Annotated in this window: 15 protein-coding genes; 4 read left to right on the forward strand and 11 right to left on the reverse strand. The window is 66.7% G+C overall.

Translation table 11 applies throughout. The features are described 5' to 3' along the window. The first annotated feature begins 8 nt into the window (after positions 1-8). Together AB3347_RS00065 and AB3347_RS00070 are read left to right on the forward strand one after the other, a co-directional pair. On the forward strand, positions 9-1,184 hold the full coding sequence (locus AB3347_RS00065; RefSeq protein WP_369089732.1) for an efflux RND transporter periplasmic adaptor subunit: 1,176 nt from the start codon (positions 9-11) through the stop codon (positions 1,182-1,184). A gap of 29 nt (positions 1,185-1,213) precedes the next feature. After that, positions 1,214-4,420, forward strand: a complete 3,207-nt coding sequence (locus AB3347_RS00070; protein ID WP_369089733.1) for an efflux RND transporter permease subunit — start codon at positions 1,214-1,216, stop codon at positions 4,418-4,420. A 356-nt stretch (positions 4,421-4,776) separates the two neighbouring features. Here the strand turns inward: AB3347_RS00070 and AB3347_RS00075 are convergent, their stop codons facing one another. The 4 genes from AB3347_RS00075 to AB3347_RS00090 form a co-directional block, all read right to left on the reverse strand. Further along, on the reverse strand, positions 4,777-5,196 hold the full coding sequence (locus AB3347_RS00075) for a hypothetical protein (protein WP_369089734.1): 420 nt from the start codon (positions 5,194-5,196) through the stop codon (positions 4,777-4,779). A gap of 270 nt (positions 5,197-5,466) precedes the next feature. Continuing rightward, on the reverse strand, positions 5,467-6,453 hold the full coding sequence (locus AB3347_RS00080; protein WP_369089735.1) for an NAD(P)H-hydrate dehydratase: 987 nt from the start codon (positions 6,451-6,453) through the stop codon (positions 5,467-5,469). A 9-nt stretch (positions 6,454-6,462) separates the two neighbouring features. After that, complete coding sequence (locus AB3347_RS00085; RefSeq protein WP_369089736.1) at positions 6,463-7,233, reverse strand: histidine phosphatase family protein; 771 nt, start codon at positions 7,231-7,233, stop codon at positions 6,463-6,465. 221 nt (positions 7,234-7,454) lie between these two features. After that, the gene (locus tag AB3347_RS00090) at positions 7,455-8,855 is read right to left on the reverse strand and encodes an L-cystine transporter (RefSeq protein WP_369089737.1); all 1,401 of its coding nucleotides are present in this window, start codon (positions 8,853-8,855) and stop codon (positions 7,455-7,457) included. A 249-nt stretch (positions 8,856-9,104) separates the two neighbouring features. Here AB3347_RS00090 and AB3347_RS00095 point away from each other — a divergent pair, with 249 nt between their 5' ends. Continuing rightward, positions 9,105-10,829 carry a methyl-accepting chemotaxis protein gene (locus tag AB3347_RS00095; protein ID WP_369089738.1) on the forward strand — a complete coding sequence of 575 codons (1,725 nt, stop codon included), beginning with the start codon at positions 9,105-9,107 and terminating at the stop codon, positions 10,827-10,829. A 98-nt stretch (positions 10,830-10,927) separates the two neighbouring features. Here AB3347_RS00095 and AB3347_RS00100 read toward each other — a convergent pair whose 3' ends face one another. Further along, a complete protein-coding gene (locus tag AB3347_RS00100) occupies positions 10,928-11,110 on the reverse strand; it encodes a hypothetical protein (protein WP_369089739.1) in 183 nt (60 codons plus the stop codon). Positions 11,111-11,222: 112 nt separating this feature from the next. Next, on the reverse strand, positions 11,223-11,372 hold the full coding sequence (locus AB3347_RS00105; protein WP_369089740.1) for a hypothetical protein: 150 nt from the start codon (positions 11,370-11,372) through the stop codon (positions 11,223-11,225). Positions 11,373-11,819: 447 nt separating this feature from the next. Between AB3347_RS00105 and AB3347_RS00110 the strand changes: the two genes are divergently transcribed. Next, complete coding sequence (locus AB3347_RS00110; RefSeq protein WP_369089741.1) at positions 11,820-12,464, forward strand: NnrS family protein; 645 nt, start codon at positions 11,820-11,822, stop codon at positions 12,462-12,464. Between the two features lie 21 nt (positions 12,465-12,485). On the opposite strand, the gene modC is transcribed toward AB3347_RS00110, so the two are convergent. Genes modC through moaD form a run of 5 tightly spaced genes read right to left on the reverse strand, consistent with a single transcriptional unit; the run spans position 12,486 to position 15,789 of the window. Continuing rightward, entirely contained in the window at positions 12,486-13,589 is a 1,104-nt protein-coding gene (gene modC, locus AB3347_RS00115; protein WP_369089742.1) for a molybdenum ABC transporter ATP-binding protein, read from the reverse strand. After that, on the reverse strand, positions 13,586-14,281 hold the full coding sequence (modB, locus tag AB3347_RS00120; protein ID WP_369089743.1) for a molybdate ABC transporter permease subunit: 696 nt from the start codon (positions 14,279-14,281) through the stop codon (positions 13,586-13,588). The genes modC and modB overlap by 4 nt, the downstream gene beginning before the upstream one ends. Positions 14,282-14,287: 6 nt before the next feature. After that, complete coding sequence (gene modA, locus AB3347_RS00125) at positions 14,288-15,040, reverse strand: molybdate ABC transporter substrate-binding protein (protein WP_369089744.1); 753 nt, start codon at positions 15,038-15,040, stop codon at positions 14,288-14,290. A gap of 25 nt (positions 15,041-15,065) precedes the next feature. After that, positions 15,066-15,530: a molybdenum cofactor biosynthesis protein MoaE gene (locus tag AB3347_RS00130; RefSeq protein ID WP_369089745.1), complete on the reverse strand. Its 465-nt coding sequence runs from the start codon at positions 15,528-15,530 to the stop codon at positions 15,066-15,068. 1 nt (position 15,531) lies between these two features. Further along, entirely contained in the window at positions 15,532-15,789 is a 258-nt protein-coding gene (moaD, locus tag AB3347_RS00135; protein ID WP_369089746.1) for a molybdopterin converting factor subunit 1, read from the reverse strand. Between the last annotated feature and the right edge of the window lie 131 nt (positions 15,790-15,920).

Below are 15,920 nucleotides of genomic sequence, written 5' to 3' on the forward strand. Positions count from 1 at the left end.
GAACCACAATGCTGCGCAAATCACTACTCGTCCTTGCTATCGCCTCGGCGCTCGTCGCCTGCAGCAAGGAGTCCAAGGAACCCGCCAAACCGGGTCAGGAAACAGCCCAGGCCGGCGCCAAGGGCGGTCCCCAGGACAAGCGTCCGGCGCAGCTGAAGGTGGCATCGGAAGACGTGCTGACCATCCAGAGCGATACCCTGAGCAGCGGCCCGGTGGTCACCGGCTCGATCCAGCCGGAGCGCAAGGCCGACCTGCGCGCCGAAGTCTCGGCCGTGGTCCTGCAGGTCCTGAAAGAGAACGGCGAGCCGGTCAAGCGCGGCGATGTGCTGGTGCGCCTGGATGAAACCGCGATCCGCGACACCGTCGCCTCCAGCGACGAAGCCGTGCGCGCCGCCAGCCAGGCCCTGGACCAGGCCAACCGCCAGCTCGAGCGCATGAAGACCCTGCGCGCGTCCGGCATGACGTCGGCCGTGGGCCTGGACGAAGCCGAAGTGCGCCGCAACAGCGCCCAGAGCGAGCTGTCGGCCGCCCGTTCGCGCTCCGCCACCGCGCGCCAGCAGCTGTCGCGCACCGTGGTCCGTGCCCCGTTCGACGGCATCGTCTCCGAGCGCAAGGTCTCGGCCGGCGACACCGCGACCATCGGCAAGGAACTGGTCAAGGTCATCGACCCGAACAGCATGCGCTTCCAGGCCCGTGTCTCGGCCGACGAGATCGCCAACGTGAAGCTCGGCCAGAAGGTCAATTTCCGCGTCAACGGCTACGGCGAGCAGCAGTTCGCCGGCATCGTCAAGCGCATCGACCCGGCCGCCAACGCCATCACCCGCCAGGTCGAGGTGGTGATCGAGTTCGCCGACAAGGCCCAGCCGAAGGTGGCCGGCCTGTATGCCGAAGGCCGCATCGACGCCAAGAGCACGAGCGCCCTGATGCTGCCGGAAGCCGCCCTGGTCAAGGCCGGCGACAGCGCCTATACCTGGCGCATCAAGGACAAGACCCTTAACAAGGTGCCGCTGGTGGTCGGCGCGCGCGATCCGCGCACCGGCAACGTCGAGATCAAGCAGGGCCTGGCGGCCGGCGACATCGTGCTGCGCTCCCCGACCTCGAACCTGAAGGAAGGCCAGAAGGTCGAGATGCCGAGCGCACTGGTGGCCAGCGCAGCCGGCCCAGCGCCGCTGCAGGGCAAGTAAGGCAATCAGGGAAACAAGGAAAATAACAAATGTTCCTCTCTAATTTTAGTGTCAAGCGGCCGGTCGCGACCGTCGTCATGATCGTGGCGATGATGTTGATCGGCCTGCTCGCCCTGTCCAAGCTCAAGGTCAACCAGAACCCGGACGTCGAACGTCCGGCCTTGTCGGTCAACATCCCGTATCCGGGCGCCTCGCCCGAGACCGTCGAGCGCGAGATCACCAACCGCCTGGAAAAGCAGCTGCTGGCGATCCAGGGCGTGAACGAGATCACCTCCAACTCGTACGAAGGCGGCGTGTCGATCTTCATGGACTTCAATTTCGGCCGCAACGTCATCGAAGCCTCGGACGATGTGCGCAACGCGATCGCCGCGGTGCGCTACAAGCTGCCGGTCGAGATGCGCGAGCCGGTGCTGCGCCGCTGGGACATCAACGCCCAGCCGGTGATGCAGCTCTCGCTGTCCTCCAGCTCGCAGTCGCACGCCGACATCTCGCGTTACGCCGAGGACGTGCTGGCAGACAAGTTCCGCGCCATCCCGGGCGTCTCGACCGTGAACGTGAACGGCGCCCTGCGCCGCGAGCTGTCGGTCCTGCTGCGCGCCGAGAAACTGCGTGAATACAATGTTTCGGTGTCGGAAGTCACCAACGCCCTGCGCACCCAGAACACCAACGCCCCGGTGGGCAAGCTGCGTAGCGAGCTGGACGAGAAGGGCATCCGCCTGGTCGGCCGCATCGAGCGTCCGGAAGACTTCTCGCAGATCGTGGTCAAGCGCAACGGCGACCAGATCGTGCGCCTGAACCAGGTGGCCGAGATCAAGGATGGCTTTGCCGACATCAACAGCCTGTCGGTCCGCAGCGGCAAGCCGAACGTCGGCCTGCAGATCGCCCGCTCGCCCGACGCCTCGACCGTCTCGCTGGCCAAGAAGGTGCACGAGGTCGTCAAGGAAGTCAGCAAGGAACTGCCGCAAGGCACCAAGGTCGAAGTCGTGCAGGACGGCGGCGAAGACGCCCAGAGCAGCCTGAACAACGTAATCGAAGCCCTGGTGTTGGGCGCGATCCTGACCATCTTCGTGGTCTACGCCTTCCTGAATTCCTGGCGTTCGACCCTGATCACCGCGTTGGCGCTGCCGACCTCGGTGCTGGCCGCCTTCATCGCGGTCTGGCTGTGCGGCTTCACGCTGAACTTCATGACCCTGCTGGGCCTGTCGCTGGCGATCGGCGTGCTGATCGACGATGCGATCGTGGTGCGCGAAAACATCGTGCGTCACATGGAAATGGGCTCGGACCGCCGTACCGCCGCGCTCGAAGGCACGGCCGAGATCGGCCTGGCCGTGGCCGCGACCACCTTCTCGATCATGGCCGTGTTCGTGCCGGTGGCCTTCATGCCGGGCATTTCGGGCGAATGGTTCCGCCCCTTCGCCCTGACCGTGACCTGCTCGGTGATCGTGTCGCTGCTGATCTCGTTCACGCTCGACCCGATGCTGTCGGCCTACTGGGGCGACCCGCCTGACCACGCGCATGCGCCGAAGAAGGGCCTGAGCCGTGTGCTGCAACGCTTCAACACCTGGTTCGACCACCAGGCCGACCGTTATGGCCGCGTGATCGCCTGGGCGCTGCACCATCGCAAGTGGATGGGTGCGATCGCCGTCGCCAGCTTCATCGGCGCCATCACCCTGCATCATTTCTTCGGCGGCTCGAGCTTCATGCCGAAATCGGACTTCGGCACTATCATGGTCGAGATCCGCACCCCGGCCTCGTCGAGCCTCGAATATTCGCGCCGCAAGGTCGAAGCGGCCGCCGAGATCGCCCGTTCGATCCCGGAAACCGAGGATACCAACAGCTACGTCGACCTGAGCGGCGGCCGCGTCTATGTCGATATCGGCAAGCGCAGCAAGCGCAAGCGCAGCGGCACCGAGATCGGCACCGAACTGCGCGCCAAGATCGCTCCGCTGGTGGGCGCCGAGTACACCGTCATCGACGACCTGGGCGGCGGCGGCAAGCCGGTCCAGATCGAATTCACCGGTCCGGATTCGCGCAAGCTGATGGAACTGACCTCGGCCTACATGGAGAAGCTGCGCCAGGTGCCGGGCGCGGTCGACGTGACCCTGTCGGAGCAGGATCCGAAGAACGAGCTGCAGATCGTGCTCGACCGCGGCCTGGCCAACGCCATGGGCATCTCGGTCAATGACGCCGCCCAGGCCCTGCGCGTGGCCTTCGCCGGCATCGAGGTGGGCGACTGGGTCGACCCGACCAGCGAGACCCGCGACGTCGCCGTGCGCCTGCATCCGGACGACCGCGTCAATACCGACAGCATCGAGCGCCTGCCGATCGCGGTGGCCGGCACCGGCATGATGGTGCCGCTCGAGCAGATCGCCACCATTACCATGGGCAAGGGCCCGGCCGGCATCCGCCACAAGGACGGCGAACGCCTGATCACCGTGTCGGCCAACGCCCAGGGCCGTTCGGCCGGCGAAGTGACCGCCGACGCCATGAAGCTGGCCAAGAGCTTCGACTTCCCGCCGGGTTACGGCCTGTCGCTGGGCGGCCAGGGCCAGGACCAGCAGGAACTGTTCGGCCAGATGCTCATCGCGCTGTTCTCGGGTATTTTGCTGATGTACCTGATCCTGGTGATGCAGTTCGGTTCCTTCACGGCGCCGCTGGGCGTGATGCTGTCGCTGCCGCTGTCCCTGATCGGCGTGGTGCTGGCCCTGATCCTGACCAAGAACACGCTCAACCTGATGAGCATGATCGGCGTGCTGATGCTGATGGGCCTGGTGGCGAAGAATGCGATCCTGCTGATCGACGCCGCCCGCGCCCTGGAGAAGGAAGGCATGGACCGCGAAGAGGCGCTGATGCAGGCCGGCCGCAAGCGCCTGCGTCCGATCCTGATGACCACCTTCGCCCTGATCGCAGGTATGTTCCCGGTGGCGATGGCCTTCGGCGACGCCGGCCAGTTCTACCAGCCGCTGGCCATCGCGATCATCGGCGGCGTGATCACCTCGACGCTGCTGACCCTGCTGGTCGTGCCGACCTTCTACGACAGCATCGAGATCGCCCGCGACCGCATGTTCGCCAAGTTCGGCCGCCGCGCCCAGCGCTACAACGCGGCCCTGGCCTTCCTGGTGACCTTGGTGGAGGCGATCCTGACCTTGGTCTTCGTGCGCCTGGTGTTCCGCGTCATCCTGCGCATCGGCCGCCTGGTAAGCGGCCGCGGCCGCGGCACGCCGCAACCGGCCTGAGCCTGGCCGGCATCCGCCGGCAACAGCGCGCCCGCAGTGCGCAGCGCAAGAGCCAGCCTTCGGGCTGGCTTTTTTTGGGTCTCTGGCAGGAAAGAGCAGGGAGGCGAGACGCGAAAAGAGCAGGGGTCAGGTCTGACATTCGGACACGAACTCGACCATTACGCTGTCGTATTGCTCAGCTCGTGTCTAAATGTCAGACCTGACCCCCCCCGTATTTTTACGAAACGGCCCAGCCAGCCCGGCCGGGCTGGTCCATCGCCGCTGTGGAGACGACAGCAAAAGGCCAGGCTTGCGCCTGGCCCGGAAGGAGCGGCGCCCGCACTGCAGGCGCCATTCCTTGTTCGGCAGGTGTTGAATCAGCCGCCGCTGCTCGGCGGGGTGGTGCCGGTGGTGCCCGAGGTACCCGAAGTGCCGGTGCCGGTGGTACCGGTCGTGCCGGTCGTGCCGGTGGTGCCGGTGGTCCCGGTGCCGGTGGTGCCGGTGGTGCCGGTGCCCATGTCGCCGGTGGTGCCGGTAGTGCCGGTGGTGCCGGTGCCGGTTGCGCCGGTGCCGGTGGTGTCACCGGTGGTGCCGGTCGTGCCGGTGCCGGTTGCGCCGGTGCCGGTGTCGCCGGTGGTGCCGGTTGCGCCCGAGGTGCTGCTCGGCGCGGTGGCCGAGGTGTCCGGGGTGGTGGTCGTGGTGTCGGTCGCCGGCTCGTTCTTGCGGCAGGCGCCCAGCAGGGAGGCCAACACGGCAGCAGTCAGCAGGATTTTTGGTGCTTGAGTCAGTGCTTTCATTGTTTAAACTCCTCGTTCACGTCTATCTTGTGCCGCAGTGCCCAGGTGAGGCCTTGGACGGGCTGCGGCGCCAGGTTGGGTCCTCTGAGGGTTCGGGAACCCAGCAGTGGAACCATCAGGGAACCGACGCAATACGCGGCCCCGGTCAGTGCACGAATCCGACTGAAAAAACATTGGCAGCCAGTTGGACCGCACACTGTCGTACATGTTTCCGCGCTACGCTGCGGAATTGCTACGGATTGCAGGAAATCGGGCGTTGTGGATGCCCATTCACCAAGCCACCGGCGTTTGCCGGAGGGTGCTCGTGTCGCCGGCATGCTGGCCCGCGATCTGTTCCAACAGCGCGGGTATCTCGTGTGATATTTCCCGCGCCAGGTATCCCAAGGTGCCCATCCGTTCGGCCAGGCGTTCGCCGGCACGCGCATGCAGCGCCACGCCCCAGCAGGTGGCCTGGTCCAGCGGCGCACCGCGCGCGACCAGGCCGGCAATGATTCCGGCAAGCACGTCTCCGGATCCGGAGATCGCCAGGCCCACATTGCCGCCCTCGTGCTGGTACAACGTTCCATCGGGCGTTGCGATGACAGTGCGCGCGCCTTTTAACGCCACCACCGCATTCCAGTTGCGCGCGGTGTCGAGCGCGCAAGGATCGGGCGCGGCATTGATGTCGTCCTTGGGGATGCCGGTCAGGTGCGCCATCTCGCCCGCATGCGGCGTGAGGATGACCGGGCGCTCGAAGCGCCAGGGCATGCCTTGCGGCCAGTTCTCAGGCGGGTGCAGCAGGGCGCCCATGGCGCAGGCGTCCAGCACCACGCGGGTATCGGCCGCCTCGAAGCGCGGCAGCAGTGCGTGCACCAGCGCGGCGGTGGCTGCTTCGTCCCGCATGCCCGGGCCGATCAGGACCGCGTCGACGCGCTCGGCGAGCGGATCGAGGCAGGCCACGGCGTCCAGGCTGAAGCCGGCGCTCGGGTGTTCGAGCAGGCCGATGACGCGCGCCTCGGGCATGGCCAGCGCCACCAGCTGGGCCACGCTCTGTCCGGTGGCGATGGTGAGCTTGCCCGCGCCCGCCCGCAGGCAGGCAGTGGCGGCCAGGATGACGGCGCCAGGCATCTCGCAGGAGCCGCCCAGCACCAGCACGTGGCCGCGGATTTCCTTGTCGCCTTCGACGGCCGGCATCGGCACCGGCCAGCTGCGCAGCAGGGCTGTGTCGACGTCATGCACGGCGGTGGGGCTGGAGGGCATGTCGATGCGTGATTCCATGGGATGGGCTCATGCCTTCGGTGCGGCAGGCAGGTCCTTGCTGGCGGTGACGGGCGTGCCGCTCGCTTCGAGCGGCGCGACGAAGTTGACCAGGCGCAGGGCCAGGTGGCCGCCCTTGCCGAGCTCGGGATCGTATTCGTAGGAGGTGACCGAGCAGTTCGGCACGTCGCCGGCGCGGTCGAAGTCGAGGATGGTCTTTTCGTCGAGGCGCTCGAACAGGTAGCGGAAGCAATTGACCGTGACCTGGTGCGCGACGATCAGCACGCGCTCGCGGCAGTACTCGCGGTTGAGCGTGTCGATCACGCTGCGCAGGCGCAGGATGACGTCGCACCAGCTCTCGCCGCCGGGCGGGCGGAAGTAGAACTTGCCGACGTGCTGGCGCTGTTCGTACAGCTCGGGATGGTGGTGCGCGATGCCGTAGGTGGTGAGGCGGTCGAGGATGCCGAATTCCTTCTCGCGCAGGCGCTCGTCGGACTCGACCACCATCCGGCTGCGGTGCGCCGGATCGAGGCGCTCCATCAGGATGTTGGCGGTCTGAATGGCGCGCACGTAGGGCGAGTGCAGGACCACGGTGGGCTGCTGCTCCGGCGGCAGGGATGCGAACCAGGAGCCGAGCGCCTGCGACTGGCGTTCGCCCAGCTCGGACAGGAGCACGTCGACGTCGCGGTGGGCGATGTCGATGCGGTGCCCGGCGGCGGCTTCGGCCAGGTCGCGCGCGACGTTGCCGGCGCTCTGTCCGTGCCTGACCAGCCAGATCTCCTGCGGCCACTTCTGTTCCATTACCAGCCCGTCTTCGATATTGACATGACGTCATCATAGACGGATTCTACGGGCGCAAAGCGCACGATTGCAGGCCTTCCGCACCGGCTTGCCGTAGCGTCGGAAGGCGCTTACAAGGGCTGTTTGTCAGGCATTAAAAAGCGCAATTCGTCCTGCCGGACGGAGCAGGTCGTCTCGTCAGACGACGCAGGCGGTTTCCTCAAACCGCGCAGGTCGTCTCGTCAGACGACCTGCTCCTCGCTATCCAGATTGATGTCCGCATCGCTATCAAACACGCGCAGGTCGGTCTGGCCGAGGATGCGGCTGGTCAGGGTGCCGGCGGTGATGGAGCCGCTCACGTTGAGGGCGGTGCGGCCCATGTCGATCAGGGGTTCCACCGAGATCAGGAGGCCGGCCAGCGCCACCGGCAGGTCCATCGCCGACAGCACGATCAGCGCCGCGAAGGTGGCGCCGCCGCCGACGCCGGCTACGCCGATCGAGCCGAAGGCGATGATCGCCAGCAGCGGCAGCAGGAAGCCGGCCGTGAATGGATCGATGCCGACGGTCGGCGCGATCATCACCGCCAGCATGGCCGGGTAGATGCCGGCGCAGCCGTTCTGGCCCATGGTGGCGCCGAAGGAGGCGGCGAAGTTGGCGATGCCTTCGGGCGTGCCCAGGCGCGCGGTCTGGGTCGCGACGCTCATCGGGATCGAGCCCGCGCTGGTGCGCGAGGTGAAGGCGAAGGCCAGCACCGGGAAGATCTTAGCCACGTAGCGCAGCGGGTTCAGGCCGCTGCCCGCGACCAGCACCAGGTGCACCAGGAACATCAGCGCCAGCGCGCAGTAGGAGGCGGCGACGAAGCTGGCCAGGCTGAGGATGTCCTGCAGGCTCGACCCGGCCACCATCTTGGTCATCAGGGCGAACACGCCGAAGGGCGTCAGGCGCAGCACCAGGGTCACCATGCGCATCACGATCACGTGGGCGACGTGGACGAAGCCGCTGAAGGACTCGAACACCTCGGGCTTCTTGCCGGCGATGCCGGTGGCCGAGATGCCGATGAAGATCGAGAACACCACCACCGCGATGGTCGAGGTGTTGCGCGCCCCGGTCATGTCGAGGAAGGGGTTGGCAGGGATAAAGGAGAGCAGCATGCCCGGCAGCGAGATCTCCTGCGCCGCTGCCAGCTTGCCCTGCAGGTATTCGCCGCGCGCCAGCTCGGCGCTGGAGGCGGTGAGGCCGACCGCGCTCAGGCCGAACAGCTTGGCCATCAGGATGCCGATCGCGGCCGCCACGATGGTGGTCGCGAGCAGGATGCCGATCGTCAAGGTGCTGATGCTGCCGAGCGAGGCCGCGTTGCGCAGCTTGAGGATGGCCTGCACGATCGAAACCATGATCAGGGGAATGATGATCATCTGCAGCAGCTTCACGTAGCCGCTGCCGATCACGTCCAGCCAGGCATTGGTGGCGGCCACGTCGGGCGAGGCGGCGCCGTAGACGGCCTGCAGGGCCGCGCCCAGCAGCACGCCGAGGCCGAGGCCGGTGAACACGCGCTTGGTAAAGGAAACATGGTTCGCCTGCAGGCGATAGAGCAGCACGCACACGACCAGCGCAAGGCTCAGGTTGATCAGGACGGGGAAGTTCATCAGAGTCTTTCAAAGCAGCTAATGCGCTGCGGAAATCATTTGCACCATTCTATAGGCAAACTGACATGAATGCCGGACCCATGGACAGGTATTGGCGCCAGGTGAGGCGAGGGATTGCTGTGTTCTAGGCAATTCCTGTGGTAAGTGTGCGACGAAGCAACATGATCCAGGCTCGTGGAGCGCGCAATATGCACACGAGGTAATTTTTGTTTCTATAATTCAATAACCGTCTTCTCCACCACGTCCATCATGCTAAAAAACCTCACCATCAAGACCCGTCTCATCCTGGTCATTAGTTTTCTCGCAGCCGAGCTGGTGATCGGCGCCGTTATTGGCCTGGTCAACCTGAATACCGCCAACGCCGAACTGCGCAACTTGCACGACAATCGGGTCGTCTCGGTCAACGAACTCGGGCGTGTGCTGCAACTGATCACCGCAAACCAGTTGCTGGTCGCCACATCGACCGATGTGGCTGACCCTGGCAAGCGCAGCGCACTGATGGACAAGGTGGATGCCAATATTGCGGCAGTCAATGCTGCCTGGAAATCCTATGCGGCAACCAGCCAGACGCCCGAAGAGGCGGAAATTGCGGGCAAGTTCGTTGAGGCCCGCAAGCTGTTCCTGACCAAGGCCTTGCTGCCCGCGGTCGCGGCCGTGCGCGCCGGCGACAACGCGCTGGCCAACGAGCTGGTCGAGAACGAGATGCCGCGCTTGTTCCAGCCTGTAAACGAGCTCGGCGGCAGGCTGGTCGATCTGCAGCAGGCGATCGTCAAGGCAGAGTACGAGGACTCGCAGTCGACCTACGAAACCGTGCGCCTGGTCTGCCTGGCCGGCCTCGCCTTCGGCCTGCTGATGGCGGCCGTGGTCGGCTGGATGCTGGTGCGCGCGATCGTTCGCCCGCTCGAGCGCGCCGTGCAGATCGCCGGCGCGGTGGCGGCGGGCGACCTGACCCAGAAGATCGAGGTCGATTCGCAGGACGAGACCGGCCGCCTGCTGCAGGCGCTGAAAGACATGAACGCGGCCCTGGTGCAGATCGTCAGCCGCGTGCGCGGCGGCACCGACACCATCGCTACCGCCTCGGGCCAGATCGCGGCCGGCAACCTCGACCTGTCGAGCCGCACCGAGCAGCAGGCCGGCTCGCTCGAAGAAACCGCCTCGTCGATGGAAGAGCTGACCTCGACCGTCAAGCAGAACGCCGACAACGCGCGCCAGGCAAACGCGCTGGCGGCGTCGGCCCAGCAGGTGGCGGGCAAGGGCGGCGAAGTGGTGGAACAGGTGGTGCGCACCATGGGCGCGATCAACGGCTCGGCCACGCGCATCGTCGACATCATCTCGGTGATCGACGGCATTGCCTTCCAGACCAATATCCTGGCGCTGAACGCGGCGGTCGAAGCGGCCCGCGCCGGCGAGCAGGGACGCGGTTTCGCGGTGGTGGCGGGCGAAGTGCGCAGCCTGGCGCAGCGTAGCGCCGCGGCGGCCAAGGAGATCAAGACCCTGATCGACGACTCGGTGCAGAAGGTGCACCACGGCTCCGAGCTGGTCGACCAGGCCGGCGCGACGATGGCGGAAATCGTCCAGAGCGTCGGCCGCGTGACCGACATCATGGCCGAGATCACGGCCGCCAGCCAGGAGCAGACCGCCGGCATCGAGCAGATCAACAGTGCGGTCTTGCAGATGGACCAGGTCACGCAGCAGAACGCCGCGCTGGTCGAGCAGGCCTCGGCGGCGGCGCAGTCGCTGCAGGAAGAAGCCGCCGCGCTGGCGCGGGCGGTCGGCACCTTCAAGCTCGACGCGCAGGCAAGCTCGGCAGCAGCAGCGCAGCCGGCAAGGCAGGCGGCAAGGCAGGCGCCGGCCGCGGCCGCAGGTCCGGCCAAGGCGCCGGCGCGCATCGCAGCCAAGCCGGTCGCGCCGAAGCCGGCCGGCAAGCCGGCCAAGGCCCGGGCGGAAGCGACCGAAGGCTGGGAAGAGTTCTAGGCGCGCGCAGGGCAGCCCCGGGTGGGCGCCCAAAAGACAAGGCAGCGCGCCGGACGGCCGCTGCCTTTTTTCATGGGGCGGCGCGAAGCGCCGCAGGCTTACTCGAGGACGATGACGAGCGCCGCCAGGCCGAGGCACAGGCCGATGGCGACGCCGACGCGGGCGCGCAGGCGGCGGCTGTTCGCCACGATGGACTTGGCAAAGCTGCGCTTCGGCGCGCTCGGGTTGCTGCGGTCGACCGTGGCCGGATGGATGCTCGGGTGCGAATGTTCGGTATTCATGGTGGTTTCCTTTTGCCGTCTCCACCGGAGACCGGCTTTTGTTGTGGATGGTGTCTCGTTCGTAGCGGATGCTGGCAGGCGGGCGGCGCCGAACACGCGCCGTGCCTGCCGCTTAGGCAAGCCGGACAGTGCGCTGCAGGCCGGGGCAGGAGAAGGGGAGCAGATCGGCAGGCTGCATGGCCGGCGCCAGGCCCGTGCAGGATCCGGCGCGGGCGTCCAGGGGACGCGCGCCGGAAATGGCCGGGTGAGTGGTGGTCGACATGCAGTGCCGGTAACGCTTCAACTCAGGAATCCAGTCCGCAATGCGAGCCGTGCCGGCAGGCGCATCGGATGTTGTTTATTTTACATGTATGCTCAAGTAATTCAAGAGCACACACAATTGCTTACGATTTCAAGGGCTTTCCTTGAAACAACAATATCCGGCGATGCGCATGCGCTGTCAAGCAATTACGGTAGGGCGTCGGTTGAAACCAACACGCAGCGCCGGGTATTGTCGGACTCATATGACCGGGCGAGACCGGCACAAGTTCGGCACATGATGCAAATTTAAGTGGCAGGCAGTAAATGTTGAATCATGTCGTGGCGCGTGCCGCCGAAGACACCCTGGCGGCGCTGCCGGTCTTTCGGGAGGGGGGCATAGTCACTCCGACAGATTGCCGGGGCACCCGCCACGCCCTACGATGTGTGAGTCCAAATATTTTTCGGAAACATGTCATCCTCACGCAGCGGGACCGCTTCTCCCGGTTTTACCAGCACTGGATTCGTCGCTGTCGACGCCGGAGCCCGTCCGTTCTACCTGATGGCATCGGGCTTTGCGATTGTCGCCGGCCTGTCCTGGATGGGCGTGGGGCCGGGATGGATGAGGCATCAGCGGATCGATGCGCCCTGGTTGGCGCATGAGGCGATCTTCGGCGTGCTGGCGGCGCTGTTCATCGGTTTTCTCTACCGTGCCGCGCAAAATTGGACGAGACGGGATCCTGCGCGCGGCATGTGGCTGGTATTCATTGCCGGCGTCTGGCTGGCCGGACGCGGCGCCATGCTCATGGCGCCCGATGCGGTGCTCGCTGCCGTCGATTGCGCCTTCCTGTTGTTCGCGCCCTTGCCCTTGTACAGCGTTCTCAAGCGCGCGCGAATGCCGAAGCACGTGGTGCTGGTCGACTTGCTCTGCTTGTTGTCGCTGCTGAATGTGCTCTACCATGCCGCCGCGCTGGGCATGTCGCCGCTCGGCCCCGGCAAATTCGTCGAGGCAGCCGCGATCGTCAGCCTCGTGCTGGCAATCCTGTGCGTGCGCCATGCTGGAGCGGACAGGAAAGCTGCCGCAGCGGGCACCCCCTCGAGCGCCGACCTTTCCTGATCCGTCGGCGCAGGCCCTGGCTCAGGCCAGCAATGCCACGTGTTGCATCTGCACCCAGACCTGCCGGCCCGGCCGGATACCGCACTCCTGCAGGAAGCGGGCCTTGACGCGCGCCAGGAAGGGTGTCGGCCCGACCCGCAGCTGCACCAGCACCTCATCCATGGCGTCGTTCGCGGCAGCCACCGCCGTGACCTCGGCGGGCAGCGCATCGGCCTTGCCGGAGGCCGCCGGATCGGCCAGCGACAGGCCGATGTCGCGCGCATCGATGCGGCAACGCAGCCGGCTGCCGAGCGCCTCGGCGCGGCGCGCGACGGTAAGCGTGCCTCCCGGAAAGCTCAGCGAGGACAGCTCGCCGCTTTCGTGCCGGGTCAGCACGGCGTCGAAGACGGCGCCGATCTCCGGGCCGACATGCGGCGGCAGGTCGACCCGCGCCAGGGTTTCGCCCAGGGGGCCGCTGGCCAGTACTTTTCCTTCGTCGAGCAGCACCAGGTGGTCGGCCAGTCGCGCCACTTCGTCCGGCGCATGGCTCACGTACACGATCGGCATGGCCAGTTCGTCGCGCAGCCGCTCCAGGTAGGGCAGGATCTCGCGCTTGCGCCTGAAGTCGAGGGCGGCCAGGGGCTCGTCCATCAGCAGGATGCGTGGCGAGGCCAGCAAGGCGCGGGCAATGGCCACCCGCTGGCGTTCGCCGCCGGACAGGCGCGCCGGACGCTGGTCCAGCAGCGCCGCGATGCCGAGCAGCTCGGCAATGTCCGCCGGCGCGAAGCGGCGCGCGTGCTGCGGCACTCGCTTGAAGCCGAACTCGAGGTTGCCGCGCACCGTCAGGTGATCGAACAGGCTGGCTTCCTGGAACACATAGCCGAGCGCCCGCTGGTGGGGCGGGACGAACAGCTTGCGCGCGTCGTCCTGCCAGACCTCGTCGCCGAAGGACACGCGCGCGCCGGCGATCCGGTCGAGGCCGGCGATCACGCGCAGGCAGGTGCTCTTGCCGGATCCGGAATGCCCGAACAGGGCGCTGATCCCGGCCTGCGGCAAGGCAAGGTCGATGTCGAGCGCAAAGCCGTCCGGTTCGGCCGCTGCGCTGGCGCGCAGCGCCACATTGAACTGTAGCCGTAAACCTGTCATGTGCGCGGATTCCGAATCGATTGGGGATACAAGGTGTAAAGGGCGAACAAGACCACGAAGCTGAACACGAGCATGCCTCCCGCCAGCCAGTGGGCTTGCGTGTAGGCCATCGCTTCCACATGGTCGTAGATCTGGACCGAGACGACCCGCGTCTCGTTCGGGATATTTCCGCCAATCATGAGCACGACGCCGAATTCGCCGACCGTATGGGCAAAGCCGAGGACCGCCGCGGACAGGAATCCCGGCCGCGCCAGCGGCACCGCCACGGTCCAGAAACTGTCCCAGGGACTTGCGCGCAGCGTCGCCGCCACTTCGAGGGGGCGCCTGCCGATCGCGTCGAAGGCATTCTGCAGCGGTTGTACCGCGAAGGGCAGCGAGTACAGGACCGAGGCCAGCACCAGGCCCTCGAAGGTAAACGGCTTGATGCCGATCCCGAGCGCCGCGCCGAGGCGGCCCAGCGGGCCTTCCGGCCCCAGCGCAAGCAGGAGGTAGAAGCCGAGCACGGTCGGCGGCAGGACGATGGGCAGCGCAACCAGGGCGCCGACCACGGGTTTCAGGCGCGAGCGGGTGCGCGCCAGCCACCATGCCAGCGGCGTGGCAAGCAGCAGCAACAGGAGGGTGACCAGCGTCGCCAGTTTCACGGTCAGCCAGACCGCGGCGAAATCGCCGGCAAACGGATCGATGTCGTCCATGCGCGCTTACTCGTAGCCGTAGAAGCGGATGATGCGGCGCGCCTCGTCGGAGCGCAGGTAGGCCGCCAGCTCCCGGGCTGCCGGGTTGGCGGCGCCCTTGGCAAGCACCACCGCGTCCTGGCGGATCGGCGCATGCAGGCTGGACGGCACCACCCACGCCGATCCGCCGATCAATGCGCCGCCGCGGTACACCTCGGACATGGCCACGAAGCCGAGGGCGGCGTTGCCGGTCTTCACGAACTGATAGGTCTGGGCGATGTTCTCGCCCTGGACTAGCCTGTTTTTCACGCCATCGAGCAGGCGGAGTTTCTTGAGCACCTCGAGGGCGGCTGCGCCGTAGGGCGCGGTCCTGGGGTTGGCAACGGCCAGGTGGGCGTAGCCGCCATTGCCGAGCACCGCTCCCCTGGCATCGACCAACGCGGCCTGCGCCGACCACAGCACCAGCCGGCCGGTGGCGTAGCTGAAGGCGCTGCCGGGCAGCGCCAGGCCTTCCGCGACCAGCCTGGCGGGCGTCGCCGCGTCGGCCGACAGCAGCAGCTCGTACGGCGCGCCATGCTTCACCTGTGCATAGAATTTGCCGGTCGCGCCGAAGGCAAGGATGGTCTTGTGACCACTCTTCTTCTCGAAGGCCATGGCGATCTTCTGCATGGGCGCGGCGAAATTCGAGGCCACCGCCACGTGCACCTCGGCGGCATGGGTGGAGCAGGCGGCGCCGCTTGACGCCAGTGTCACGAGCAGGGATGCAAGAAAACGCTTCATCGAACTCAGGAGACGGAAAGTCAGGTCAAGCCTGGGCGGCTGCCTGCCACTTGGCCAGGCCGGCTTCGTCGGAGGCCCGTGCCGCCACCCAGTGCGCGCCATGCGCCGTCATTTCCTTTTTCCAGAACGGGGCCCGGGTCTTGAGGTAGTCCATCACGAACTCGCAGGCGGCAAATGCCTCGCGGCGGTGGCGGCCTGCCACTGCCGCCAGCACGATCTGGTCGCAGCCGCGCAAGGCGCCGATCCGGTGGACGATCAGGATGTCGGAGACCGGCCAACGCCTGCCGGCTTCGCGGGCAATGGCTTCCAGTGCCGTCTCCGTCATGCCCGGATAGTGTTCGAGTTCCATCTGCGAGACGGCGCCGGCGCCGTTCATCTCGCGCACCGTGCCGACGAAGGCCACCACGGCGCCGATGTCGCCGCGGCCGGCGCGCAGGGCGGCGATCTCGGTGGAGAGCTCGAAGTCCTCTTGCTGGACGCGTACGCGCATGCTAGCCCCCCGTCACGGGCGGGAACAAGGCCAGCTCGGCGCCATCGCGCACCGGGCTGTCGAGGCTGCCCATGGTCTGGTCGACCGCGACCCGGAAAGCGCCGGCGTCGGACAGGGCCTCGGCCCAGGCGCCGCCGCGCGCGCGCAGGGCGTGCACCACATCCCCGGCAGTGCGGGTCGTGTCGGGCAGCGTCAGCTTGTCGGAGGAGACCCCGAGGGTCTCGCGCAGGCTGGCGAAGAGTCGCAGTGTGATGTGCATGATAGTTGGATGCGGGCGGATGGGTTGCTTGGAGGTGTTGCCGACATTCTAGGCAGATCGCCGCCGCAAGGCTGTCGGCATGACGGCTTACGCCGGCCTAGTCATTCCGGCGTAGGCGCCCGGCTGAATGG

Source organism: Massilia sp. X63, from assembly GCF_041023745.1.
In the GTDB taxonomy this organism is placed as follows: Bacteria; Pseudomonadota; Gammaproteobacteria; order Burkholderiales; family Burkholderiaceae_D; genus Telluria.

What these genes read in the sequence shown, in the direction of transcription:
- AB3347_RS00070 (WP_369089733.1), top strand. Translation starts at nt 1,214, where the DNA reads ATGTTCCTCTCTAATTTTAGTGTCAAGCGGCCGGTCGCGACCGTCGTC.
- AB3347_RS00080 (WP_369089735.1), bottom strand. Translation starts at nt 6,453, where the DNA reads ATGGAATCACGCATCGACATGCCCTCCAGCCCCACCGCCGTGCATGAC.
- AB3347_RS00085 (WP_369089736.1), bottom strand. Translation starts at nt 7,233, where the DNA reads ATGGAACAGAAGTGGCCGCAGGAGATCTGGCTGGTCAGGCACGGACAG.
- AB3347_RS00110 (WP_369089741.1), top strand. Translation starts at nt 11,820, where the DNA reads ATGTCATCCTCACGCAGCGGGACCGCTTCTCCCGGTTTTACCAGCACT.
- modC (WP_369089742.1), bottom strand. Translation starts at nt 13,589, where the DNA reads ATGACAGGTTTACGGCTACAGTTCAATGTGGCGCTGCGCGCCAGCGCA.
- AB3347_RS00105 (WP_369089740.1), bottom strand. Translation starts at nt 11,372, where the DNA reads ATGTCGACCACCACTCACCCGGCCATTTCCGGCGCGCGTCCCCTGGAC.
- modB (WP_369089743.1), bottom strand. Translation starts at nt 14,281, where the DNA reads ATGGACGACATCGATCCGTTTGCCGGCGATTTCGCCGCGGTCTGGCTG.
- AB3347_RS00095 (WP_369089738.1), top strand. Translation starts at nt 9,105, where the DNA reads ATGCTAAAAAACCTCACCATCAAGACCCGTCTCATCCTGGTCATTAGT.
- AB3347_RS00100 (WP_369089739.1), bottom strand. Translation starts at nt 11,110, where the DNA reads ATGAATACCGAACATTCGCACCCGAGCATCCATCCGGCCACGGTCGAC.
- AB3347_RS00090 (WP_369089737.1), bottom strand. Translation starts at nt 8,855, where the DNA reads ATGAACTTCCCCGTCCTGATCAACCTGAGCCTTGCGCTGGTCGTGTGC.
- AB3347_RS00075 (WP_369089734.1), bottom strand. Translation starts at nt 5,196, where the DNA reads ATGAAAGCACTGACTCAAGCACCAAAAATCCTGCTGACTGCTGCCGTG.
- moaD (WP_369089746.1), bottom strand. Translation starts at nt 15,789, where the DNA reads ATGCACATCACACTGCGACTCTTCGCCAGCCTGCGCGAGACCCTCGGG.
- modA (WP_369089744.1), bottom strand. Translation starts at nt 15,040, where the DNA reads ATGAAGCGTTTTCTTGCATCCCTGCTCGTGACACTGGCGTCAAGCGGC.
- AB3347_RS00065 (WP_369089732.1), top strand. Translation starts at nt 9, where the DNA reads ATGCTGCGCAAATCACTACTCGTCCTTGCTATCGCCTCGGCGCTCGTC.
- AB3347_RS00130 (WP_369089745.1), bottom strand. Translation starts at nt 15,530, where the DNA reads ATGCGCGTACGCGTCCAGCAAGAGGACTTCGAGCTCTCCACCGAGATC.